A 24,782-nucleotide genomic window follows, 5' to 3' on the forward strand; every position below is an offset into this window, starting at 1 on the left:
ATCTTCGGAACCGAATTATCGTGCCATACTCCAACCACTTCCGTTAGATACAGACGACGCCGCACATGCCCAAAGGAATGAAACGCGCCCTCGGCGCCTTGTTGGCCGCTCTGGCCCTTTACAGCCTGCTTGGATTCCTGATTCTCCCCGGCGTCGCCTTGCGAATTGCTAACCAGCAATTAGCCAACTACGCCACGCTACCAGCCAAGCTGCAGCGCGTGGAACTCAACCCGTTCAGCCTGGAGCTGACACTCTGGGGCTTGCAGATCGGTGAGCCGGGCAAGGAGCAGGTCGGCTTTGAACGTTTGTATGCCAACCTGCAGCTCGACAGCCTGTGGAGCGGCGCGCTTCACCTGGCGAACGTCGAACTGGACAAGCCACGTACCGAACTGCTGTTTGCCAAGGACGGCAGCCTCAATCTGACCCAACTCTTCAAGCTGCCGCCCAGCCAGCCAAAAGCCGAAACGCCTGCGAGCGAGCCCTTCCCGCTGCGTATTGGCAGCATCAAACTCAACGCCGGTTACCTGCATTTCGAAGACCTGCGCCCCAGCGAACCCATCGAATTTCTCTACGACTCGATGGACCTGGAACTGAAAAACCTCAGCACCCTGCCCGACGACAGCACGGACATGACCCTGGTCGCCGCAGGCCCCAAGGGCGGCCGGATCGACTGGCAGGGTACGTTCAGCCTGGTGCCCATCGCCTCTGAAGGCACGCTGAAGTTTACTGACGGCAAGATGAAGCTCGTCTGGCCTTATGTCCGAGATATAGTGCCGTTGGTACTTGAAGACGGGCGTGTCAGCTTTGAGACCCACTACAAACTGAACCTGTCCAAGGAAACCGAGCTGCTGCTCGACAACACCTCGCTTCAGGTCGCGCCGTTTGCAGTCAATGCGCCCGATGGCAGGCCATTGATACGCCTGGCCAGCCTGTCGGTCAGCGAAACGTCGATTGACCTGGCCAAGCAGTTGGTCACCGTTGGCAAGATTCGCAGCGAGAAACTGGAAACCTGGGCAGCCCTTGAAGCCGATGGTCAGCTCGACTGGCAGAAGCTGTTCGCCAGCCAGCCAGCCAAGGCAAAACCTGCAGAGAAAACTGAACCGGCCACCGCAACGCCGGCCACCAAAGAGACGACAGGCACCAATACCCCAAGCAAACCATGGCAGGTGTTACTGCGTGACGTTCAGTTGCGCAACTATCAGGTTCATCTGGCTGACCGCACCCACAAGGAACCGGTCGCGCTGGAGGTGGGCCCACTTAACCTGGACCTGCAGAACTTCGACAGCCTCAATCAGTCGCCCTTCACCCTGAAGCTCGATACCGGAGTAGGCAAGCAAGGCAAGCTGCAGGCCTCGGGTGACGTCAATCTGGCACCTGTCAGCAGTAAACTGAATGTCGTTACGCGGGATATCGACCTTCGTGTCGCACAAGCCTATATCAGCCCATTCATTCGCCTTGAGCTACGCAGCGGCATGCTCAACAGCGATCTCGACGTCGACCTCAAGAACACGGCACCGCTGGCCTTCAGTATCACGGGCAAGGCTCAGGTCAATCAGCTGCACACGCTGGACACCATCAAGAACCGCGATTTCGTCAAATGGCAGCAGTTGAATCTGGATGGCCTGGAGTACCGTCATGGAGATGCGCTGTCGATTGCCAAGGTCAACCTGCAACAGCCCTATGCGCGCTTTATGATCAATGAAGACCGCACCACCAGTGTCGATGACCTGTTGATTCCACAACCGGCTGGAAGCCCGCAGAAAGCCCGCAATACGTCTACCAGCAGCGCCAAGCCGCTGGGCATTCACATTGGTGAAATCGCGATCAACGACGGCTCGGCCAACTTCGCCGACTTCAGCCTGACGCCCAACTTCGCCACGGCGATCCAGCAACTCAACGGCCGGATCGGCACCATCGACAACCGGCAACCGAAACCTGCCAATGTCGATATCAAAGGTAAGGTCGACCGCTATGCGCCCGTCACCATCAAGGGCGCGCTGAACCCCTTCGACCCCATGGCCAGCCTGGACATCGCCACCAGCTTCAAACGCGTCGAGCTGACCACCCTGACCCCTTACTCGGGCAAATTTGCCGGCTACCGCATCCGCAAGGGTCGCCTGAATCTGGACCTGCATTATCTGATCACCAAGGGCCAACTCAAGGCCGAGAACAAACTGGTGCTTGAACAACTGCAACTGGGTGAAAAGGTAGACAGCCCTGATGCCGTAGACTTGCCAATTCGCCTTGCCGTCGCACTGCTCAAGGACACCGAAGGCAAAATCTCCATTGAGTTGCCAATCTCCGGCGACTTGAACAACCCTCAGTTCAGCGTGATGCCGATTGTCTGGCAGACATTACGAAACCTCGTCATGCGAGCCGCCCAGGCACCGTTCAAGTTCATTGGCGGGCTCGTCAGTGGCGGCGACGCCCAAGACCTCGGAAGCGTCGCCTTTACTCCGGGCTCAAATGACTTGAGCAGCGACGCCAAAGGGGCCCTGGACAAACTCGCCAGCGCACTCAAGGCGCGCCCGGAATTGCGCCTGGAAATCGAAGGTACCAGCGCCCAGAGCAGTGACGGCCCGCTGATTGCCGAGCAGCGTCTGGAGCGCGAGTATCAGGCTACCTACTACAAGATGCTGCAACGGCGAGGCGACAAGGTCCCGGCACAAGCCACTCAACTGCAGGTGCCAGATGATGAGAAACCCGCGATGCTTGAGGCGATCTACCGCTCGCGCCTCAAACAACAACCGCCCGCGCAGTGGGAACAGTTGAGCCGTAAAGAGCGCACAGACAACCTGCGCAACGCGGTGATCACGTCGTGGGCTGAAAGCCCCCTGCTGCTGCGTCAACTGGGCCAAGCGCGCGCCAGCAGCATCAAGGACTACCTGGTCGACCAGGGCAAGCTTGAAGACCAGCGCGTCTACTTCGTCGATGCCACGCTGGGGCAAGCCGAAGCCGATGGCCGGGTAATCTCGCAGTTGCATCTGGACTCCGAGTAAGCGCTCCTCAAACGCCTGCTTAAAACCCCGGCTAAATGGCCGGGGTTCAGCTTAATAGGTTCTCAGGCCTTCAGCCGATACCGCCTTCACCCCCTTTATTTTTTTGGCAATCGAGACTGCTGCGTCTTTCTGGGATTGGGTCAAAGGCACCTTTGACGACAGGGAAACTACGCCGCTGTTGGTTTCTACAGAGATGTCCGAACCCGGCACCCCCTTCTCCGTCATCAGGTCTGCTTTGACCTTCGTGGTGATCCAGGTATCGGAAGTAGCCTCTGTTGCCTTGGTCATCTCACCCGCCGCAACCGTCAGCGGCGCTTGAGCAAAAGTCACGTTGGCCAACATCAGCGCGGTAACAGTAGCGGCAGCAATAACGAACTTCTTCATACAAGACACTCCTTTTTGAAGCATGCAGGATGCAAGCACGTACACGGCGAACTCCGCCCATAAAAAAAGGACCCCTTAGGGTCCTTTCTTCAACGCTTTGAGCTTAGACGCCCGAAGCCTTGGCTGCTGCAACATCTTTGATCGACAGCTTGATACGGCCGCGGTTGTCCACGTCCAGTACCAGTACTTCAACTTCCTGACCTTCTTTCAGGATGTCGGTCACTTTCTCGACACGAGCATCGCTCAGCATCGAGATGTGAACCAGACCGTCCTTGCCCGGCAGGATGTTGACGAAGGCACCGAAGTCAACGATGCGCTCAACCTTGCCGACGTAGATCTTGCCGATCTCGGCTTCGGCAGTAATGCTCAGTACGCGCTGGCGAGCCGCTTCTGCCGCATCCTTGGTTTCACCAAAGATCTTGATCGAGCCGTCGTCTTCGATATCGATCGAAGCCTTGGTCTCTTCACAGATAGCACGGATGGTCGCGCCGCCTTTACCGATAACATCACGGATCTTGTCGGTATCAATCTTCATCGCGATCATGGTCGGAGCATTTTCCGACAGTTCGCTACGGGACTGACCAATGACCTGGTTCATCTGACCGAGGATGTTCAGGCGCGCTTCCAGGGCTTGGCCCAGAGCGATTTCCATGATCTCTTCGGTGATGCCGTTGATCTTGATGTCCATCTGCAGCGCGGTAACACCTTTGGCGGTACCGGCTACCTTGAAGTCCATGTCGCCCAGGTGGTCTTCGTCACCCAGGATGTCGGTCAGGATGGCGAACTTCTCGCCTTCTTTAACCAGACCCATGGCGATACCGGCAACCGGTGCCTTCATCGGTACACCAGCGTCCATCAGTGCCAGCGATGCACCACAGACCGAAGCCATGGAGCTGGAACCATTGGACTCGGTGATTTCCGAGACGACACGAATGGTGTACGGGAATACGTCGGCAGCTGGCAGCATGGCCTGAACCGAACGGCGAGCCAGACGGCCGTGACCGATTTCACGACGACCTGCACCACCCATACGACCACACTCACCTACCGAGAACGGAGGGAAGTTGTAGTGCAGCATGAAGGGGTCTTTTTTCTCGCCTTCAAGGGTGTCCAGCAACTGTGCGTCACGGGCAGTACCCAGTGTTGCAACAACCAGAGCCTGGGTCTCGCCACGGGTGAACAATGCCGAACCGTGAGTCTTCGACAGTACACCGACTTCGATGTTCAGCGGACGTACGGTCTTGGTGTCGCGACCGTCGATACGTGGCTTGCCATTGACGATGTTTTCGCGAACGGTGCGGTATTCGATTTCGCCAAAGATTTCTTTGACTTCACCAGCGCTAGGCTGACCTTCTTCACCGGAGAACTTGGCGACAACCTGGTCACGCAGTTCGCCCAGGCGAGCGTAGCGATCGGCCTTGACGGTGATGGTGTAAGCCTGGGAAACGGCTTCGCCGAACTCGGCGCGGATTGCGTTCAGCAGTTCGGTGTTGGCAACCGGTGCTTTCCAGTCCCAGGTAGGCTTGGCAGCTTCGGCAGCGAGCTCTTTGACGGCCTGGATAACAGCCTGGAACTCGTCATGAGCGAACAGCACAGCGCCCAGCATCTGGTCTTCGGTCAGCTCTTTGGCTTCCGATTCAACCATCAATACTGCGTCGGAAGTACCGGCAACGACCATGTCCAGGCTCGAGGCAGCCAGTTGCTCGTAAGTTGGGTTCAGCAGGTAGCCGGTGCTTTCGTGGTAAGCAACACGGGCAGCGCCGATCGGGCCATCAAACGGAATACCGGAGATAGCCAGGGCAGCCGAAGTACCGATCATCGCAGCGATGTCCGGATCGGTCTTCTTGCTGGTGGAAACGACGGTGCAGACAACCTGCACTTCGTTCATGAAACCTTCTGGGAACAGCGGGCGGATCGGACGGTCGATCAAACGCGAAGTCAGGGTTTCTTTCTCGGAAGGACGGCCTTCACGCTTGAAGAAACCACCAGGGATCTTGCCGGCGGCGTAGGTCTTTTCCTGATAGTGAACGGACAGAGGGAAAAAGCCCTTGCCTGGATCAGCCTGTTTGGCACCGACCACGGTCACCAGTACGGTGACATCGTTGTCGACGGTGACCAATACGGCGCCGGAGGCTTGACGAGCAATACGGCCCGTCTCGAGGGTAACGGTCGATTGACCGAATTGGAATTTCTTGATTACCGGGTTCACGGTTTCCTACCTTTTTTCAGTGGCTCTAGGGGAACTTGTTCTTGCGAATTCTTGGGCAGAACGGGGAATCGGCCCCATTGACCGTCCAGATAAAACTAGAGGTTGGGAGCCTGCCCTGACTGCGCGGAAACCGCTCAGGCAGAACAGACAGCCAACCTCATAGATACGCGCGGCGTGTTCATCAACCCAGGTACAACGTACCGTGGCTGAAGAATGCAACACGCCGAGCACACCACTGGCCAGGACGCTATTAGCGACGCAGACCCAGACGACCGATCAGGGCGCTGTAACGAGTGGCGTCTTTACCCTTCAGGTAGTCCAGCAGCTTACGACGCTGGTTTACCATACGGATCAGACCACGACGGGAGTGGTGGTCTTTGCCGTTGGCCTTGAAGTGGCCTTGCAGCTTGTTGATGTTGGCGGTCAGCAGTGCAACTTGCACTTCTGGCGAACCGGTGTCACCGGCTGCTTGCTGGTATTCGCCGACGATTTGAGCTTTTTCTTCAACGCTGAGTGCCATCTGGCTTCTCCAAATCAAGGGAAACCGAAACCGGTTTCCAATAGGCCAGGGACGAATCCCTGTATTCATAAAAGTGAGGAATAACCGTGCCTATTAACAGCCATCCTCTGTCCCGCAGGTATCACGCCGAAGCCTGATACCGTTGGTTTCGATCATTCAGACCGAATCAGTCGACGCGGCGCAATTCGCCCGTCTTCGCTCACTTCACCAATACCGATGAAGCGACCGTTGTGATCCTGTACGCGGACCATGCCGAATTTCGGCGCGTCCGGGGCCCTTACCGGCTGACCATGCAGCCAGTAGAAGGCACTGTGCTCGGAAAACTTGAGCAGAGGCCAATCTTGCAGACCGCTATCGGACGGTAACAGAAAGCGATCAACCGCTTCATTACCGCCTTCTGCGTGAACCTGCTCGAGTTCTTCGAGGGTCACAGTCTGTGCCAGGCTGAATGGCCCGGCATGCGTGCGGCGCAGTTCTGCAACATAGGCGCCACAGCCCAACTGCTCGCCGATGTCCTCGACCAGGGTACGGATGTACGTACCTTTACTGCAGCCCACCGAAAGACGAGCGCGGCTACCTTCACACTCAAGCAGTTCCAGGCGATCAATAGTAACAGAACGTGCTTCACGCTCCACTACTTCACCTGCGCGTGCCAGCTTGTACAGCGGCTGCCCGTCACGCTTGAGCGCAGAGTACATCGGCGGTATCTGACTGATTTGACCACGAAATTGTGGCAAAACAGCTTCGATATCGGCGCGACCAACGGTCACTTCGCGAGTCTGCAGCACTTCACCTTCAGCATCGGCAGTGCTGGTGGTCATACCCAATTGCATGACCGTTTCGTAACCCTTGTCAGAATCGAGCAAGTACTGGGAAAACTTCGTCGCCTCACCGAAGCACAGCGGCAATACGCCACTGGCCAGTGGGTCGAGGCTCCCCGTATGGCCTGCCTTTTCAGCATTGAGCAGCCAGCGCACCTTCTGCAAAGCGGCGTTGGAGGTAAACCCCAGCGGCTTGTCGAGCAGGATGATGCCACTGACGTTACGACGGATACGCTTGACCTGAGCCACCGCTTACTCCTTGGTGTCCAGGGAAGTACCGCCATCCTGATGCTGGCTGTCTTCTGCTACGGCACGCTCGATCAACGCCGACAGGTGGGCGCCACGGGAGACGCTTTCGTCATAGTGGAAGTGCAGTTGCGGCACACTGCGCAACTTCATTTCACGACCGAGTTGCATGCGCAGGAAACCTGCGGCGGAGTTCAGAACTTTCAAGCTCTGCGCGATGTTTTCTGCACCATCCTGCCCCATCACGGTGATGAACACCTTGGCATGGCCAACATCACGACTGACATCGACGGCAGTGATGGTCACCAGACCAACACGCGGATCCTTGACTTCACGACGGATCAGTTGAGCAAGCTCACGCTGCATCTGATCGCCAATACGTTGGGTACGGCTATATTCTTTTGCCATGTTTGCTACCTGTAACTGAAGCGGCAAACGCCCGGCCAGGCTGAAGCCGGACCGGGCGTTGCGTTCAGAGCCGCTGCGGGCGCCTTGCGGCGATCAACATACGGCTCCCAAGCTCGCGGCTTAGAGCGTGCGAGCGACTTGGACTTTCTCGAAGACTTCGATCTTGTCGCCAACCTTGACGTCGTTGTAGCTCTTGACGCCAATACCGCATTCCATGCCGGCACGGACTTCGGACATATCGTCCTTGAAGCGACGCAGCGATTCCAGTTCGCCTTCGAAGATAACGATGTCTTCACGCAGTACACGGATCGGACGGTTACGGTGAACCGTACCTTCGACCACCATGCAACCGGCGATAGCACCGAACTTAGGCGAGCGGAACACGTCACGCACTTCAGCGATACCGAGGATGTTCTCGCGAACATCGCTGCCGAGCATACCGGTCAGGGCTTTCTTGACGTCTTCAATGATGTCGTAGATCACGTTGTAGTAACGCATATCCAGACCTTCCTGCTCGACGATCTTGCGCGCGCCAGCATCAGCACGCACGTTGAAGCCGAACAGTACTGCATTGGAAGCCAGTGCCAGGTTGGCATCGCTTTCGGTGATACCACCGACGCCGCCGCCCACTACGCGCACTTGTACTTCGTCGTTGCCCAGACCGCTCAAGGAACCTTGCAGCGCCTCGAGAGAACCACGCACATCGGCCTTGAGGACGATGTTGAGGGTCTTCTTCTCTTCCTGCCCCATGTTCTCGAAGATGTTCTCGAGTTTGCCGGCATGCGCGCGAGCCAGTTTGACTTCGCGGTACTTGCCTTGACGGAACAGTGCAACTTCACGGGCCTTCTTCTCGTCAGCCACCACGCTCAGCTCATCGCCGGCCTCTGGAGTGCCATCAAGACCAAGGATCTCGACCGGAATCGACGGGCCCGCTTCTTTCACAGGCTTGCCGTTCTCGTCAAGCATGGCACGTACACGGCCGAAGTTCGAACCGCACAGAACCATGTCGCCCTGACGCAGAGTACCGTCCTGAACCAGCACGGTAGCCACTGGGCCACGGCCTTTGTCCAGACGCGATTCAACTACCACGCCACGACCCGGTGCCGAAGGCGTTGCCTTGAGCTCGAGAATCTCGGCCTGCAGCAGAACGGCTTCAAGCAACTCGTCGACGCCAGTACCCATCTTCGCCGAGACAGGAACGAATGGTGTATCACCGCCCCACTCTTCGGAGGTAACGCCCTGAACGGACAACTCGTTACGGATGCGGTCGAGATCTGCACCCGGCTTGTCGATCTTGTTCACGGCAACAACCAGAGGAACACCGGCAGCCTTGGCATGCTGGACTGCTTCAATGGTCTGCGGCATTACACCGTCGTCAGCCGCAACCACGAGGATCACGATGTCGGTTGCCTTGGCACCACGGGCACGCATTGCGGTGAACGCAGCGTGGCCTGGGGTATCGAGGAACGTGACCATGCCGCGGTCGGTTTCAACGTGGTAAGCACCAATGTGCTGGGTAATACCACCGGCTTCGCCAGCAGCTACCTTGGCACGACGGATGTAGTCGAGCAGCGAGGTCTTACCGTGGTCAACGTGACCCATTACGGTAACAACCGGCGCACGAGCGAACGACTCACCTTCAAACTTCAGGGACTCGGCCAGGGAATCTTCCAGGGCGTTGTCGCTGACCAGCTTGACGTTGTGGCCCAGTTCTTCAGCAACCAGCTGTGCGGTTTCCTGATCGAGCACCTGGTTGATGGTCACCGGAGTGCCCAGCTTGAACATGAACTTGACCACTTCAGCGGCCTTGACCGACATCTGTTGGGCCAGTTCAGAAACCGTGATGGTCTCGCCGATCACCACGTCACGGATTACCGGACCAGTCGGGCTCTGGAAGCCGTGCGCGTTACGCTTCTTCGGCTTGCCCTTGCCACGACCACCGCGACGGAAGCCATCGCTTTCTTCTTCGGTAGTACGCGGAGCAGCACGCGGCGTAGGCGCCTTTTCCTTTTCCTTGACCTTGACCGAAACACGTGGCGCTTCGTTGCGGCGCTCGCCACGACGATCGTCGTCACGCGCCTTGTCGCTACGACGGCTTTCGTCTTTCTTGCGATCGGCAACCGGTGCTGGAGCAGCGTCGGCCGGAGAAACAGCGGCAGGCGCTGCTGCGACCGGCGTGGCCGCTACGGCCTCAGTCGCTGCAGGCTGACGACGGGCTTCTTCCTGGGCACGTTGACGTGCTTCGGCTTCAGCCTTCTCACGTGCGGCGTTTTCCACGGCACGGCGTTCGTCCAGTTCGCGCTTCTGCTCGGCCTGGATCTCTTCCGGGCTGCGTTGCACAAATACTTTCTTCTTGCGTACTTCTACGCTGATGCTTTTGCTACCGGCAACACGCAGGGTGCTGGTGGTCTTGCGCTGCAAGGTGATCTTGCGCGGTTCTTCCACTTTCGCCTTGTGGCTGCTTTTCAAATGAGTCAGCAGAGCCTGCTTCTCACTGTCGGTCACTACCTGACCGGCGTCGGTGTGCGGCAGACCTGCCTCACGCATCTGCTGCAGCAGGCGCTCTACCGGTGCAGCGACCTCTTGGGCCAATTCTTTCACCGTGACTTGCGTCATGCACTTCTCTCCTCAGGCCAGCCTAATTACTCGAACCAGTGGGCTCGGGCGGCCATGATCAACTTGCCGGCACGCTCTTCGTCGATGCCGTCGATGTCGAGCAGGTCGTCGATCGACTGCTCGGCCAGGTCTTCGCGGGTAACCACGCCGCGCACCGCCAGTTCCGCTGCCAGGTCGTTGTCCATACCCTCAAGAGAGAGCAGGTCTTCGGCCGGGTGGGCGTCTGCCAGTTTTTCCTCTGTAGCGATGGCCTTGGTCAACAGACGGTCCTTGGCCCGAGCGCGGAGCTCGTTGACGATCTCCTCGTCAAAGCCATCGATGTTGAGCATTTCTTCCAGCGGTACGTAGGCAATTTCTTCCAGGCTGGTGAAGCCTTCGTCAACCAGCACCTGCGCCAGCTCTTCATCAACTTCCAGCTCGTCGATGAAGTTACGCAGGATGTCGCCGGTTTCAGCTTGTTGCTTGGCCTGAATGTCCGACTCGGTCATCACGTTCAGCGTCCAGCCGGTCAGCTGGCTGGCCAGACGCACGTTCTGACCGCCACGGCCGATGGCCTGGGCCAGGTTGTCCGCCGCCACGGCGATATCCATGGCGTGGGCATCTTCATCAACAATGATCGCCGCGACTTCAGCCGGTGACATGGCGTTGATGACAAACTGCGCCGGGTTGTCGTCCCACAGGACGATATCCACGCGCTCGCCGCCCAATTCGCCAGAAACTGCCTGAACACGCGAACCACGCATGCCAATGCACGCACCTTGTGGGTCAATGCGCTTGTCTTTGGAGCGAACGGCGATCTTGGCCCGCGAGCCTGGGTCGCGAGAGGCGCCCATGACTTCGATCAGGCCTTCGGCAATTTCCGGCACCTCAATGCGGAAAAGCTCGATCAGCATCTGTGGCGCAGTACGCGACAGAATCAGTTGCGGGCCACGGTTCTCGGTACGAATTTCCTTGAGCAGTGCACGCAGACGCACACCCACACGGAAGGTTTCGCGCGAAATGATGTCTTCACGGGCCAGCAACGCTTCAGCGTTGTTGCCCAGGTCGACGATAACGTTGTCGCGGGTGACTTTCTTGACGGTGCCGGAAATGATCTCGCCCAGACGCTCACGATAAGCGTCGACGACCTGCGCACGCTCGGCTTCACGCACTTTCTGCACGATAACCTGCTTGGCAGTTTGAGCAGCAATGCGGCCGAACTCAATGGATTCGATCTTTTCCTCGATGATCTCGCCAGCAACGGCACCCGGCTTTTTCGCCTGGGCCTGATCAACGGCAAGTTCAATCGCTGGATCGTCCAGATCTTCGTCTTCGACCACAGTCCAACGACGGAAAGTCTCGTAGTTACCCGTGTGGCGGTTGATTTCCACACGCAGGTCGACTTCATCTTCAAAACGTTTCTTGGTTGCAGTGGCCAGAGCCACTTCCAGCGCTTCAAAAATTACGCCGGCCGGTACGCCCTTTTCGTTGGATACCGACTCAACAACCAGCAGTACTTCTTTGCTCATCGTACGCCTCGCCTTTCGCACGCCATTGGATCCGCGGACTACGCGGTATCCGGCACGTCTCAGTCAAAACTGGGAATAATGTTGGCCTTGTCGATCGAGTCGATCGGCAACAGGAACTCATGGCTATCCACCTGGACCACCACATCCTGCTCCTCCACTCCACGGAGAAGGCCCTGAAAGTTACGACGACCTTCAAAGGGCGTACGCAGCTTGATCTTCACTTGTTCGCCGGCATGCGAAGCGAACTGTTCCAAAGTGAACAGCGGGCGATCCATGCCAGGAGAGGACACTTCAAGGGTGTATTCGGAACTGATCGGATCTTCGACATCCAGAATGCCACTCACCTGGCGACTGACCACTTCACAGTCGTCGACCAGAATGCCATCTGCCTTGTCGATATAGATACGCAGTACCGAATGCTTGCCTTGAGAGATGAATTCGATCCCCCAGCATTGATAGCCAAGAGCCTCGACCACCGGGGCCAACAAGGCCTGCAACTGTTCTAGCTTGCTCGACACCTGAACCCCCTCGTGCATGCTATGCAAATAAAAAATGGGCAAAGCGCCCATCCCGGATACGCCGCTGAATACCGGCGCTAAGAACTGTCCAGCTAGCAAAAAGCCCCTGAAAAGGGGCTCCGCTTGGGACTGGTTGCGGGGGCTGGATTTGAACCAACGACCTTCGGGTTATGAGCCCGACGAGCTACCAGACTGCTCCACCCCGCGACAAAGCTGGGGCGAAAGTATACGACCGAACCCACCAAGGGGTCAATCTAACCTCCACCGACAAGAAAGCCCGCATGTAGCGGGCTGTCTTGTTTTAATTGGTACCGAGAAGGGGACTCGAACCCCTACACCCTATGGGCACAACCACCTCAAGGTTGCGTGTCTACCAATTCCACCACCTCGGCAATACTACATTTGACGCTTTTTACTTCTTCTCTTGAGCTGGAGGAACATCAGTATTACCGACATTACCTTTTTGCTCTTGAAGCACCGGCACATCATCTGCCGCTGGTTTTTTCTGAACTTCCAGAACCGCTGGATCTGGCAATCCTACCTGAGTCAGCTCATGAGCTTTCTCTTTAGCAAAGTATCCTAACCCAAGAGCAGTTAAGAAGAAAGAGGCAGCTAGTATAGCAGTAAACTTACTCAGAAAGGTAGCAGAACCTTGGCTTCCGAACACAGTATTTGAAGCACCTGCGCCGAAAGATGCACCAGCCTCTGCACCTTTACCCTGTTGCAACAACACTAGTACCACCAAACCCAGTGCACCCAACAGATGCAAAACAACTACGACGGTTTCGAGCATTTCTCAGTTTCCTGCGGCGCGACAAATTGCACCGAATTCGTCTGCGTTCAGGGAAGCTCCACCTATGAGCCCCCCATCGATATCCGGCATGCCGAACAGCTCAGCCGCATTGGCCGCCTTCACGCTGCCGCCGTATAGAAGCCGCACATTTCCTGCGACTTCAGTATTCTCTGCCGCCAGCTGCTCACGAATGGCTTTATGCACATCCTGCGCCTGCTGTGGCGTGGCCGTAAGGCCTGTGCCAATGGCCCATACAGGCTCATAAGCAATCACCGCTTTGGCAAAGGCACCAACACCGAGCTCCTCGATGATGCTACCCAGCTGACGCCCTACAACCTCAAGCGTCTTGCCCGCCTCGCGCTCTTCCAGGGTTTCCCCTATACACAACACTGGCGTCAGGCCACAGGCCTGAGCGGCTGCAAACTTGCGGTTGAGCGTTGCGTCAGTTTCGCCCATGAACTGGCGACGCTCCGAATGCCCAACCAACACAAAACTACATCCTGCATCGACCAACTGGCTCGGTGCAGTTTCACCGGTCAGCGCGCCCTGCATAGACTCCACTGCGGAGTTCTGTGCACCGACGGCGACCGACTTACCCTGCAACCCTTCAATCACTTGATTGATGTAGAGACAGGGCGGGAAAACCGCTACTTCAACACCGCTCGGCAGGGCTAAATCACTCAAGCCCTTGATCAGCTCAGCGACGCTGGCGCGGGTACCGTGCATCTTCCAGTTACCAGCTACCATAGGGCGACGCATGCTGTACCTCGTCGGTCAAAGTGGGCGCAGATCTTACCCAACCCTTTCAACGCTGGCAAGCGCTAATCAGACGCAAACTTCACCAACCAGCGCTGCCAGCTCTTCGGCGTAACCACGCACCTGTGCTTCATCGTCACCTTCGACCATGACGCGCACCAGCGGCTCAGTACCGGATTTGCGCAGCAATACCCGCCCACGCCCCGCCATTGCCTCTGTAACACGCGCACAGGCTTCCTTGACGACAGGGTGCTCAACCGGATCGACCTTGCTGTCACCAAAACGCACGTTGATCAGAACCTGCGGGCACTTGCGCAAAGCCTGACGCGCCTGAGCCAAGGTTTCGCCGCGACGCTTGAGCGCCAACAACACCTGCAACGCAGCAATAATCGCATCGCCCGTCGTGGTGTGGTTGCAGCACACGACATGCCCGGAGTTTTCGCCGCCAACCACCCAGTCACGCTCCAACAGCTCAGCCATGACGTAGCGGTCGCCGACCTTCGCCCGCACAAACGGTATGGAAAGCTCCTGCAAGGCCAACTCAAGGCCCAGGTTGCTCATCAGGGTACCTACCACACCACCCTGCAACTTGCCGCGCTCCTGCAGGTCACGCGCAATGATGAACAACAGCTCGTCACCATCGACGATGGCACCGGTATGGTCGACCATCAATACACGATCGCCATCACCATCGAACGCGATACCAAGATCGGCATGCCCCACCAGCACTGCCGCCTGCAGCGATTCGATGTGCGTAGAGCCACAACCTTCATTGATGTTCAGGCCGTCTGGCTGCGCATGCAGCACCGTGACACTGGCACCCAATTCGCGGAACACGCTAGGCGCAACCTTGTAGGTAGCGCCATGGGCACAATCAACCACAAGCTTGAGCCCGGCAAAATCGGTACTGGTCGGCACACTGCTCTTGCAGAACTCGATGTAGCGCCCGGCAGCATCGTTGATGCGCGAGACCTTGCCCAGCTTGCTCGACTCCACCACGGTCATCGGCTGATCGAGCAACTCTTCAATCATCAGCTCGATATCATCAGGCAGCTTGGTGCCCTGGCCGGAGAAGAACTTGATGCCGTTATCATCGTGCGGATTGTGCGAGGCACTGATGACAATGCCCGCTTCGGCGTGAAAGGTACGCGTCAGGTAGGCAATCGCCGGGGTCGGCATCGGCCCAAGCAGCATGACATCCGCACCGGCAGCAGAGAGACCTGCTTCCAGGGCCGACTCGAACATGTAACCCGAAATTCGCGTGTCCTTGCCCACCAACACCCTGCAAGCGCCCATCTTGCGAAAGGCCATACCCGCCGCCCAACCCAGCTTGAGCATGAAATCAGGGGTGATGGGGTATACACCGACGCGGCCACGAATACCGTCGGTACCAAAATATTTTCTACTCATAAATGCTCCGTCACTCTTATTCGGCGGCCTGTACCGCTGCGATCATCCGCACTACGTCGACGGTTTCGGCGACATCATGAACGCGTAAAATACTGGCACCTTTGGTCATCGCCAGCGCAGCCAATGCGAGGCTGCCGTAGAGCCGCTCCCCAACCGGGCGCTCAAGTGCCTGACCAATCATGCTCTTGCGTGAAACGCCGACCAGCAGAGGCCTGCCAAGGCGAAACAACGCTTCCATGTGTTTGAACAGGCTAAGGTTGTGGGCCAGGTTTTTTGCAAAACCAAAGCCCGGATCCAGGATGATGCGCTCCGCACCAATACCCACCGCCGCACATGCAGCCATCCGCTCTTCAAGATAGCTCGACACTTCGACCGTGACATTCTGGTAGTGCGGGTTGTTCTGCATGTCGCCTGGCTCACCCCGCATATGCATCAAGCACACAGGCAAACCTGTAGCAGCCGCTGCATCCAGGGCGCCATCACGACTGAGCGATCGCACATCGTTAATCAGCCCCGCCCCGAGACGGGCCGACTCACGCATCACGGCCGGGGTCGACGTGTCGACGGAGATGATGACATCCAGCGCCTGGCTGATGGCCTCGACGATGGGCGCAACGCGCTCCAGCTCTTCGACAGGAGACACCGCTCGTGCGCCCGGCCGCGTGGACTCACCGCCCACATCGATCAGCGTAGCGCCTGCGGCAACCATCGCCTCCGCGTGGCGCAATGCCGCGTCACGCTGAGTGAAGCGGCCGCCATCGGAGAAGGAGTCTGGCGTGATATTGAGGATACCCATGACATGGGTAAGGGACAAATCAAGAACCCGGTTGCCGCAAGGCAACCGGGTTGGGTACTGCTTTGGAGTCATATGAATCCTTAGTGTTGCGCCGCCGGGCCACCAATCGGCGACTCGGGGCGGTCACTCTGCGAGACAGGTGTGCCCGAAGTACCCGATCCACCTTCCCAGTCACGCGGTTCGCGCGGGGTACGGCCAGCCATGATGTCGTCGATCTGATCAGCATCAATGGTTTCGTACTTCATCAATGCATCCGCCATGGCGTCCAGCTTGTCTCTATTCTCGGTGAGAATCTGCTTGGCAGTGGCATAGCACTGATCGATGATGCTGCGCACTTCGGAGTCGATCATCTTGGCCGTCTCGCCAGACACGCTAGCGTGCTGGGAACCCGCGCTACGACCCAGGAAAACCTCACCCTCTTCTTCGGCATACATCAGCGGGCCGAGCTTTTCGGAAAGGCCCCACTTGGTCACCATGTTACGGGCGATCTGACTGGCACGCATGATGTCGTTTGATGCACCGGTGGTGACACCATCAAAGCCGAGCGTCATCTCTTCGGCGATACGACCACCGTAGAGCGAGCAGATCTGGCTGATCAAGGCACGCTTGGAGAGGCTGTAACGGTCCTCTTCAGGCAGGAACATGGTTACACCCAACGCACGGCCACGAGGGATGATCGAGACTTTGTAGACTGGATCATGCTCAGGCACGATGCGACCGACAATCGCGTGACCCGCTTCGTGGTAAGCGGTGTTCTGCTTTTCCTTCTCCGACATGACCATGCTTTTGCGCTCAGCGCCCATCATGATCTTGTCTTTGGCCAACTCGAATTCTTTCATTTCGACGATACGCTTGCTGCCACGCGCAGCGAACAGCGATGCTTCGTTGACCAGGTTGGCCAGGTCGGCACCGGAGAAGCCTGGCGTACCACGTGCAATAACCGCCGGATTGACATTCTCGCCCACAGGCACTTTACGCATGTGAACCTTGAGAATCTGCTCGCGACCACGAATATCCGGGAGACCCACCACGACCTGACGGTCAAAACGACCTGGACGCAACAGCGCCGGGTCCAGCACATCTGGGCGGTTGGTAGCGGCAATCACAATGATGCCGTCATTCATCTCGAAACCGTCCATCTCGACCAGCAACTGGTTGAGGGTCTGCTCACGCTCGTCATGACCGCCGCCCATACCGGCACCACGATGACGACCCACCGCATCGATTTCGTCGATGAAGATAATGCAAGGGGCATGCTTCTTCGCTTGTTCGAACATGTCACGGACACGGCTCGCACCGACACCCACGAACATCTCGACGAAGTCAGAACCGGAAATGGTGAAGAACGGTACTTTTGCTTCGCCTGCAATGGCCTTGGCCAGCAGGGTTTTACCGGTACCCGGCGGGCCAACCATCAGCACGCCGCGAGGAATACGACCACCCAGGCGCTGGAACTTGCCCGGATCGCGCAGGAACTCGACGAGCTCACCGACTTCCTCCTTGGCTTCATCACAACCGGCCACGTCGGCCAGTGTGGTCTTTACCTGGTCTTCCGATAGCAGGCGCGCCTTGCTCTTGCCGAAGCTCATCGGCCCGCCCTTGCCACCTGCGCCACCCTGCATCTGGCGCATGAAGAACATGAACACGGCGATAATCACCAGGATCGGGAAGCTGGCAACCAGCAACTGAGTCCAGATGCTCTGCTGCTCGGGCTGCTTGCCTTCAACGACTACGTGATTGTCGACCAGATCGCCAATCAGGCCGTTATCCTGAATGGCCGGACGGATGGTCTTGAAGCTTTCGCCATCCGTACGCTTGCCGGTGATGACATAGCCGTCGACTGCGACACGTTCGACCTTGCCATCCTTGACCTGTTGAATAAAGTCGGAATAGTTGAGGGTCTGCGGCTCGTTCGGGCTGGAGAAGTTGTTCATCACCGTCACAAGGACAGCCGCGATGATCAACCACAGGATCAAATTCTTTGCCATATCGTTCAATTAGCTACCCTCTGAAGCAGGCTGAGGCGCAGCCGTGCCTCGCATGATAATCACCGGCCTAACTTACTACATTACCTACACATCTGCAGGCGCCGTCTGTAACCCTTTGTGAAACTTAGACTACACGATGTTCGCCCAAGTCAGGCAGGGCAGTCGATTGGAAAAAACTATCGCAAACCCTGGAAGCTGCCGGCATGACGCTTTACTCGCCGCGAAAACCCCTTGCCAGCAAGTACTGCTCGCGGGAACGGTCCCGCGAAGAGAGCGGCTTACGCATCTGCACCTTGTCGAACTTCTGCCGAACGGTTTTCAGATAGGTATCAAACCCCTCACCTTGAAAGATCTTGATCAGGAAATCACCACCCGGACGCAATACGCGGGTAGCCAGGTCAAGGGCCAACTCACAGAGGAACATCGCCTTGGGCATATCCACCGCAGGCGTACCACTCATATTGGGGGCCATATCGGAAATCACAAGGTCTACTTCCGTATTACCTACCGCTTCGAGGATTTGCGCAAGCACCTCATCCTGGGTGAAGTCGCCCTGAATGAAGGTCACATCAGGAATGCTGTCCATTTCCAGAATGTCCGAGGCAATCAAACGCCCCTGCCCACCAATCAGACGACTGGTCACCTGAGACCAGCCACCTGGCGCAGCGCCGAGATCGATGACACTCATGCCCGGGCGGATCAGTCGGTCTTTTTCCTGCAGCTCCAGCAGCTTGTAGCTGGCACGCGAGCGATAACCGTCCTTTTGCGCCATCTTGACGTAAGGATCGTTGAAATGTTCTTTCAGCCAGTTATGGCTTGTCTTGGAACGCGCCACTGGGCACCTCGATGATAACGGTCGTGATTAACTGGGCGGATCCACGGGCCCTCGGGTAAAATGGCCGCCATTTTTACAGAATCAGACAAAGGGTCAGATTATGCCGCTCACTCAAGAGCAGAAGAAACAGTACAAATCCATTGGCCACGACCTCAAACCAGTTTTGATTGTGGCAGGCAATGGGCTGACTGAGGGTGTTCTCGCCGAACTCGAGCGTGCCCTGAGCGATCACGAGCTGATCAAGATCAAGCTCAACCTCAACGAACGCGAAGAGCGTGCCGAAGTGATCGCCGAGTTGTGCAAGGCTGGCCGTGCAGAACTGGTACAAACCATCGGGAAAATGGCACTGATTTACCGCAAAAACCCACAGCCTAACAAACAGCTGTCGAACATCCATCGCTACAAGTGATGCTCGCGCCGTGTCAGCGGCGCGCTCTGCGCGCCCTGCCCGGCTGAGGTTGTAGCACCAGCAATACACCGGTAAGGCCCAGCACCAAATAGCAGAGCAACTGCCAACGCATCAACCCTGGCAGCAACGTTCGCAACGCAAAATACACAACACACGCCAGCAACGCCATCAGCAGCAGTTGCCCTCGCCTGTCTTGCCACAGGCTGCGCAGGCCTTCAGCCTGCACCAGAACCAACACCTGCAGCCCCGCACAAAACGCTGCGAATGCTACCAGCAATGACGCCACCAGCTTGCCGATATCCTCGACAAGTAGCGGCGCCAGCCCAACCTTTGCAAGCGTCGGTAAAAGCCCGAAGTACAGCATCCACAGGCCGCCAACCCAGAGCACCTGGGTTAGCTGCCAGATCACAGCGGTCGCGGCAACGCCGCGACGCCGATTAAATATGGGCGACTTCGACAATCTCGTACTCGATCAAACCACTTGGGGTCTTCACCGACACGACATCGCCCTCTTGCTTGCCGATCAGGGCGCGAGCAATAGGCGAACCAACCGAAAGCTTGCCAGCCTTGATGTCAGCTTCATCTTCACCAACGATCTGGTACTTCAGGCTTTCGTCGGTTTCGACGTTGGCAATCTCAACAGTCGTGCCGAAGATCACCTTGCCAGTGTGCGCAATCGAAGTGACATCAATCACCACCGCGTTCTGCAAGCGCCCTTCGATATCACGGATACGCGCTTCAACCATACCTTGCTGCTCGCGCGCAGCATGGTACTCGGCGTTTTCCTTGAGGTCGCCCAGCTCCCGCGCTTCACCAATATCCTGGCTGAGCTTGGGACGAACGACCTTGGTCAGATGGGTCAGTTCTTCTTCCAGGGCGCGAGCGCCCTGGACAGTCATAGGGTATTTATTCATCCGTTGAGTCCTGCATGGAGATCCTGCAAGCGGCGCACGGTCTTTTCCGGACCGAACTTCAGCGCTTCACAGATAGCTTCACCTGCCGCAATGGTGGTGGTGCAGTAGATTTTGTGCTGCAACGCATTGCGACGAATCGAGTAGGAATCAGCAATCGACTGACGACCTTCAGTGGTGTTGATGATCAGCGACACTTCATCGTTCTTGATCATATCAACAACATGCGGGCGGCCTTCAGTCACCTTGTTCACACGACGCACTTTCAGCCCGGCAGCCTCGATGATCTTGGCAGTGCCTGCAGTCGCGACGACTTCAAAGCCGAGGGCGATCAGGTCACGGGCAACGCCAGCCACTTGCGGCTTGTCGTCATCACGCACGCTGATAAACGCGGTACCGCCAGTCGGCAGCACTTCGCTGGCGCCCATCTGAGCCTTGGCAAACGCTTCACCGAAGCTGTCGCCAACACCCATGACTTCACCTGTCGACTTCATTTCAGGGCCGAGGATCGGGTCAACACCTGGGAACTTGGCGAACGGGAAGACCGCTTCCTTGACGCTGTAGAAGTTCGGAATGATTTCCTTGGTGAAACCAATTTCCTTCAGGGTCTTGCCGGCCATGACACGCGCCGCAATCATCGCCAGCGAAGTGCCGATGCACTTGGAGACGAACGGTACAGTACGCGAAGCGCGCGGGTTGACTTCAATGACGTAGATCTTGTCGCCTTGCAGCGCCAGCTGAACGTTCATCAGGCCGACCACGCCCAGCTCCAGAGCCATTTTCTTGACCTGCTCGCGGACTTCGTCCTGAACATGGGCTGGCAGAGAGTATGGCGGCAGCGAACAGGCCGAGTCACCGGAGTGAACACCGGCCTGCTCGATGTGCTGCATGATTGCGCCGATGACCACGTCGGTACCGTCGCAGACCGCATCAACGTCCATCTCGATGGCGCAGTTGAGGAAGTGGTCGAGCAGCACCGGGCTGTCGTTGGAAACCTGGACCGCTTCACGCAGGTAACGCTTGAGTTCGTCCAGTTCGTAGACGATCTCCATGGCACGGCCACCCAGCACGTAGGACGGACGAACCACCAGCGGATAACCGATCACACCGGCAGCACGGATGGCTTCATCTTCGCTGCGAACGGTGGCATTTGGCGGCTGCAGCAGGTTCAGACGCTGAACCATCTGCTGGAAGCGCTCACGGTCTTCAGCACGGTCGATTGCATCAGGGCTGGTACCGATAATCGGTACACCGGCCTCTTCCAGCGCACGAGCCAGTTTCAGCGGGGTCTGGCCACCGTAGTGAACGATCACGCCCTTCGGCTTCTCGACACGCACCACTTCCAGCACGTCTTCCAGCGTCAGCGGCTCGAAGTACAGGCGATCGGACGTGTCATAGTCGGTGGAAACGGTTTCCGGGTTGCAGTTGACCATGATGGTCTCGTAACCATCTTCACGCAGGGCCAGTGCCGCGTGTACGCAGCAGTAGTCGAACTCGATACCTTGGCCGATACGGTTTGGACCACCACCCAGGATCATGATCTTGTCACGATTCGACGGGTTGGCCTCGCACTCTTCCTCATAGGTCGAATACAGGTAGGCCGTGTCGGTCGCGAACTCGGCAGCGCAGGTGTCGACGCGCTTGTAGACCGGGAACACTTCCAGCTTGTGACGGTGACGACGCAGGTTCTTGTCGGTAATACCCAGCAGCTTGGCCAGACGCTGGTCAGAGAAGCCCTTGCGCTTGAGGCTGAGCATCAGGCCCTTGTCGATGTTGGCCAGGCCCAGGGTCTTGACGCGCTCTTCTTCCTTGATCAGGTCTTCGATCTGCACCAGGAACCAGTGGTCGATGCTGGTCAGCGCGAAGATTTCGTCACGGGTCATGCCAGCACGGAAGGCGTCAGCAACGTACCAGATGCGCTCAGCGCCAGGAACGGTCAGCTCGCGCTTGAGGATGCTTGGGGTTTCCGGGTTAGCCAGGTCAAGCTTAGGATCAAGACCGCATACACCCACTTCCAGACCACGCAGGGCTTTCTGCAGGGATTCCTGGAAAGTACGGCCGATGGCCATGACTTCACCAACGGATTTCATCTGAGTGGTCAGACGGGCGTCGGCTTTCGGGAACTTCTCGAAGGCAAAGCGCGGCAGCTTGGTCACAACGTAGTCGATGGACGGCTCGAACGAAGCCGGGGTACGACCACCGGTGATGTCGTTCTGCAGTTCATCCAGGGTGTAGCCGACAGCCAGCTTGGCGGCAATCTTGGCGATCGGGAAGCCGGTCGCTTTCGAAGCCAGGGCCGAGGAACGCGATACACGCGGGTTCATCTCGATCACGACCATACGGCCAGTGTCCGGGCAGATACCGAACTGGACGTTGGAACCGCCTGTTTCAACACCGATCTCACGCAGTACCGCCAGCGAGGCGTTACGCATGATCTGGTATTCCTTGTCGGTCAGGGTCTGTGCCGGAGCAACGGTGATCGAGTCACCGGTGTGCACGCCCATCGGGTCGAAGTTTTCGATGGAGCAGACGATGATGCAGTTGTCCTTTTTGTCGCGGACCACTTCCATCTCGTACTCTTTCCAACCGATCAACGATTCATCGATCAGCAGTTCCTTGGTCGGCGACAGGTCCAGACCACGGGCACAGATTTCTTCGAACTCTTCACGGTTGTAGGCGATACCACCACCGGTGCCGCCCATGGTGAAGGACGGACGAATGATGCACGGGAAGCCCAGCTTCTCGAGAACGGCGTTAGCCTCCTCCATGCTGTGGGCGATGCCGGAGCGCGGGCACTCCAGACCAATGGCTTTCATGGCCTGGTCAAAACGCGAACGGTCTTCTGCCTTGTCGATGGTGTCGGCATTGGCGCCGATCATTTCCACACCGAACTTCTCCAGAATGCCTTCGCGCTCCAGGTCCAGGGCGCAGTTCAGTGCAGTCTGGCCACCCATGGTCGGCAGCAGCGCATCTGGACGCTCTTTCTCAATGATCTTGGCCACCGTTTGCCATTTGATCGGCTCGATGTAGGTGGCGTCGGCCATGGCCGGGTCGGTCATGATGGTGGCCGGGTTGGAGTTCACCAGGATGACGCGGAAACCTTCCTCGCGCAGGGCCTTGCAGGCCTGGGCGCCGGAATAGTCGAATTCGCAGGCCTGGCCGATCACGATCGGTCCAGCGCCGAGAATCAGGATACTTTTAATGTCTGTACGTTTTGGCATGGGTTGTCACTCAAATCCGCAGGTCAGTCGGCAAGCCGTCTTGAACAATCTTGGCGGTCCCTGAACACGGCTTGCGCCGGTTCAGGGCCTTCTCACTAGGTGCTCAGCGGCGCTTGGCCATGGCATCGATGAAACGGTCGAACAGCGGCGCGACATCGGTCGGGCCAGGGCTGGCTTCAGGGTGGCCCTGGAAGCTGAACGCGCTCTTGTCGGTGCGTTCAATACCCTGGAGGCTACCGTCGAACAGCGACTTGTGCGTGGCGCGCACATTGGCTGGCAGCGTCGCCTCATCAACGGCAAAACCGTGGTTCTGGCTGGTGATCATCACAACGCCGGTGTCCAGATCCTGGACCGGGTGGTTGGCACCGTGGTGACCATGACCCATTTTCACGGTCTTGGCACCAGAAGCGAGTGCCAGCAGCTGGTGACCCAGGCAGATGCCGAACACCGGAATTTCGGTTTCGAGAATGTCCTGAATCGCCTTGATTGCATAATCGCAAGGCTCTGGATCGCCAGGGCCGTTAGACAGGAACACGCCATCTGGGTTGAGCGCCAGAACGTCGTTGGCCGGTGTTTGCGCAGGAACCACGGTCACGCGGCAGCCGCGCTCAACCAGCATGCGCAGGATGTTCAGCTTGACGCCGTAGTCATAGGCAACCACGTGGTATGGCAGCTCGGAAGCCTCGATAGTCGGGTGACTGTCGGTCTTCAGGTTCCAGACACTGGAACGCCACTCGTAGCTGTTCTGGGTGCTGACAACCTTGGCCAGGTCCATGCCTTTCAGGCCCGGGAAGCCACGCGCAGCGGCGATGGCGGCTTCTTCAGTGATGTTGTCACCGGCCAGGATGCAACCATTCTGCGCACCCTTCTCACGCAGAATGCGTGTCAGGCGACGGGTATCGATGCCGGCGATCGCAACCACGTTGTTGGCTTTCAGGTAGTCCGGCAGCGACTGCTTGTTCCGCCAGTTGCTGGCAAGCAACGGCAGGTCGCGAATCACCAGGCCAGCCGACCAGACGCGGTCGGATTCGGCATCTTCCGGCGTGGTGCCAGTGTTGCCAATGTGTGGGTAAGTCAGGGTAACGATTTGCTGCGCATAGGAAGGGTCAGTCAGGATTTCCTGATAGCCGGTCATTGCGGTGTTAAACACCACCTCACCAACGGTCTGACCGTCGGCTCCAATGGCTTCACCGCGAAAAATGCTGCCATCAGCAAGGGCGAGTATGGCTGGCTTAGTCAAGAAGACCTCCCGTAAATCAAGCCTGAAGGGGCGATCGCAGGTTGCAAAAAAGCGGAATGACGTATAGACACGTCACCCCGCTTTCTTCGTCGAATTATCTGCGCGCTTTTAGTGGACACACTAAAGCTGTAGCTTACAGAAAAACGTATTTTTGGTCTACCGCTGATGTGCCCGAAAGGCGCAGAAATGCGACA

20 protein-coding genes and 2 tRNA genes are annotated in these 24,782 nt (G+C 57.6%); 2 read left to right on the forward strand and 20 right to left on the reverse strand.

The window, feature by feature from the left end; all coding sequences use genetic code 11:
- Nucleotides 1-65 precede the first annotated feature (65 nt).
- Nucleotides 66-2,999: a DUF748 domain-containing protein gene (locus AB7M23_RS02850; RefSeq protein ID WP_454240177.1), complete on the forward strand. Its 2,934-nt coding sequence runs from the start codon at nucleotides 66-68 to the stop codon at nucleotides 2,997-2,999.
- 51 nt (nucleotides 3,000-3,050) lie between these two features.
- On the opposite strand, the gene AB7M23_RS02855 is transcribed toward AB7M23_RS02850, so the two are convergent.
- From AB7M23_RS02855 to rlmE, 16 genes are all read right to left on the reverse strand, one after another.
- Nucleotides 3,051-3,383, reverse strand: coding sequence for a BON domain-containing protein (locus tag AB7M23_RS02855; protein ID WP_065758272.1), 333 nt, complete (start codon nucleotides 3,381-3,383; stop codon nucleotides 3,051-3,053).
- A 103-nt stretch (nucleotides 3,384-3,486) separates the two neighbouring features.
- A complete protein-coding gene (gene pnp, locus AB7M23_RS02860) occupies nucleotides 3,487-5,592 on the reverse strand; it encodes a polyribonucleotide nucleotidyltransferase (RefSeq protein WP_065758271.1) in 2,106 nt (701 codons plus the stop codon).
- A gap of 250 nt (nucleotides 5,593-5,842) precedes the next feature.
- Nucleotides 5,843-6,112 (reverse strand): 30S ribosomal protein S15, encoded by a 270-nt coding sequence (gene rpsO, locus AB7M23_RS02865; protein ID WP_065758270.1) that lies wholly within the window; start codon nucleotides 6,110-6,112, stop codon nucleotides 5,843-5,845.
- A gap of 152 nt (nucleotides 6,113-6,264) precedes the next feature.
- Nucleotides 6,265-7,182 carry a tRNA pseudouridine(55) synthase TruB gene (gene truB, locus AB7M23_RS02870; protein WP_065758269.1) on the reverse strand — a complete coding sequence of 306 codons (918 nt, stop codon included), beginning with the start codon at nucleotides 7,180-7,182 and terminating at the stop codon, nucleotides 6,265-6,267.
- 3 nt (nucleotides 7,183-7,185) lie between these two features.
- Nucleotides 7,186-7,587, reverse strand: a complete 402-nt coding sequence (rbfA, locus tag AB7M23_RS02875; protein ID WP_065758268.1) for a 30S ribosome-binding factor RbfA — start codon at nucleotides 7,585-7,587, stop codon at nucleotides 7,186-7,188.
- Between the two features lie 120 nt (nucleotides 7,588-7,707).
- Nucleotides 7,708-10,203, reverse strand: a complete 2,496-nt coding sequence (infB, locus tag AB7M23_RS02880; RefSeq protein WP_454240178.1) for a translation initiation factor IF-2 — start codon at nucleotides 10,201-10,203, stop codon at nucleotides 7,708-7,710.
- 26 nt (nucleotides 10,204-10,229) lie between these two features.
- Nucleotides 10,230-11,711: a transcription termination factor NusA gene (gene nusA, locus AB7M23_RS02885; RefSeq protein WP_065758266.1), complete on the reverse strand. Its 1,482-nt coding sequence runs from the start codon at nucleotides 11,709-11,711 to the stop codon at nucleotides 10,230-10,232.
- 59 nt (nucleotides 11,712-11,770) lie between these two features.
- On the reverse strand, nucleotides 11,771-12,229 hold the full coding sequence (rimP, locus tag AB7M23_RS02890) for a ribosome maturation factor RimP (protein ID WP_065758300.1): 459 nt from the start codon (nucleotides 12,227-12,229) through the stop codon (nucleotides 11,771-11,773).
- A 130-nt stretch (nucleotides 12,230-12,359) separates the two neighbouring features.
- A tRNA-Met gene (locus tag AB7M23_RS02895) sits at nucleotides 12,360-12,436 on the reverse strand.
- Between the two features lie 99 nt (nucleotides 12,437-12,535).
- Nucleotides 12,536-12,621 (reverse strand) — tRNA-Leu (locus AB7M23_RS02900).
- A gap of 20 nt (nucleotides 12,622-12,641) precedes the next feature.
- Nucleotides 12,642-13,022 (reverse strand): preprotein translocase subunit SecG, encoded by a 381-nt coding sequence (gene secG, locus AB7M23_RS02905; protein ID WP_065758265.1) that lies wholly within the window; start codon nucleotides 13,020-13,022, stop codon nucleotides 12,642-12,644.
- Between the two features lie 3 nt (nucleotides 13,023-13,025).
- Nucleotides 13,026-13,781 carry a triose-phosphate isomerase gene (gene tpiA / locus AB7M23_RS02910; RefSeq protein ID WP_065758264.1) on the reverse strand — a complete coding sequence of 252 codons (756 nt, stop codon included), beginning with the start codon at nucleotides 13,779-13,781 and terminating at the stop codon, nucleotides 13,026-13,028.
- 66 nt (nucleotides 13,782-13,847) lie between these two features.
- Complete coding sequence (gene glmM / locus AB7M23_RS02915; RefSeq protein ID WP_065758263.1) at nucleotides 13,848-15,188, reverse strand: phosphoglucosamine mutase; 1,341 nt, start codon at nucleotides 15,186-15,188, stop codon at nucleotides 13,848-13,850.
- 16 nt (nucleotides 15,189-15,204) lie between these two features.
- Entirely contained in the window at nucleotides 15,205-16,056 is an 852-nt protein-coding gene (gene folP, locus AB7M23_RS02920) for a dihydropteroate synthase (RefSeq protein WP_099775834.1), read from the reverse strand.
- 8 nt (nucleotides 16,057-16,064) lie between these two features.
- Nucleotides 16,065-17,972 (reverse strand): ATP-dependent zinc metalloprotease FtsH, encoded by a 1,908-nt coding sequence (gene ftsH / locus AB7M23_RS02925; RefSeq protein WP_099775835.1) that lies wholly within the window; start codon nucleotides 17,970-17,972, stop codon nucleotides 16,065-16,067.
- 211 nt (nucleotides 17,973-18,183) lie between these two features.
- Nucleotides 18,184-18,807, reverse strand: coding sequence for a 23S rRNA (uridine(2552)-2'-O)-methyltransferase RlmE (gene rlmE, locus AB7M23_RS02930; RefSeq protein ID WP_065758260.1), 624 nt, complete (start codon nucleotides 18,805-18,807; stop codon nucleotides 18,184-18,186).
- 100 nt (nucleotides 18,808-18,907) lie between these two features.
- Between rlmE and yhbY the strand changes: the two genes are divergently transcribed.
- Nucleotides 18,908-19,216: a ribosome assembly RNA-binding protein YhbY gene (gene yhbY, locus AB7M23_RS02935; protein WP_099775837.1), complete on the forward strand. Its 309-nt coding sequence runs from the start codon at nucleotides 18,908-18,910 to the stop codon at nucleotides 19,214-19,216.
- Between the two features lie 13 nt (nucleotides 19,217-19,229).
- On the opposite strand, the gene AB7M23_RS02940 is transcribed toward yhbY, so the two are convergent.
- The 4 genes from AB7M23_RS02940 to carA all read right to left on the reverse strand — a co-directional run bounded on the left by AB7M23_RS02940 (nucleotide 19,230) and on the right by carA (nucleotide 24,588).
- Nucleotides 19,230-19,625, reverse strand: a complete 396-nt coding sequence (locus AB7M23_RS02940) for an MFS transporter (protein ID WP_065758258.1) — start codon at nucleotides 19,623-19,625, stop codon at nucleotides 19,230-19,232.
- A gap of 28 nt (nucleotides 19,626-19,653) precedes the next feature.
- Nucleotides 19,654-20,130, reverse strand: coding sequence for a transcription elongation factor GreA (gene greA / locus AB7M23_RS02945; protein WP_065758257.1), 477 nt, complete (start codon nucleotides 20,128-20,130; stop codon nucleotides 19,654-19,656).
- Nucleotides 20,127-23,348, reverse strand: coding sequence for a carbamoyl-phosphate synthase large subunit (gene carB, locus AB7M23_RS02950; RefSeq protein WP_099775839.1), 3,222 nt, complete (start codon nucleotides 23,346-23,348; stop codon nucleotides 20,127-20,129). The genes greA and carB overlap by 4 nt, the downstream gene beginning before the upstream one ends.
- Before the next feature lie 103 nt (nucleotides 23,349-23,451).
- Entirely contained in the window at nucleotides 23,452-24,588 is a 1,137-nt protein-coding gene (gene carA / locus AB7M23_RS02955; RefSeq protein ID WP_099775841.1) for a glutamine-hydrolyzing carbamoyl-phosphate synthase small subunit, read from the reverse strand.
- Nucleotides 24,589-24,782: the final 194 nt, after the last annotated feature.

Source organism: Pseudomonas sp. HLS-6 TE3448, from assembly GCF_053629555.1.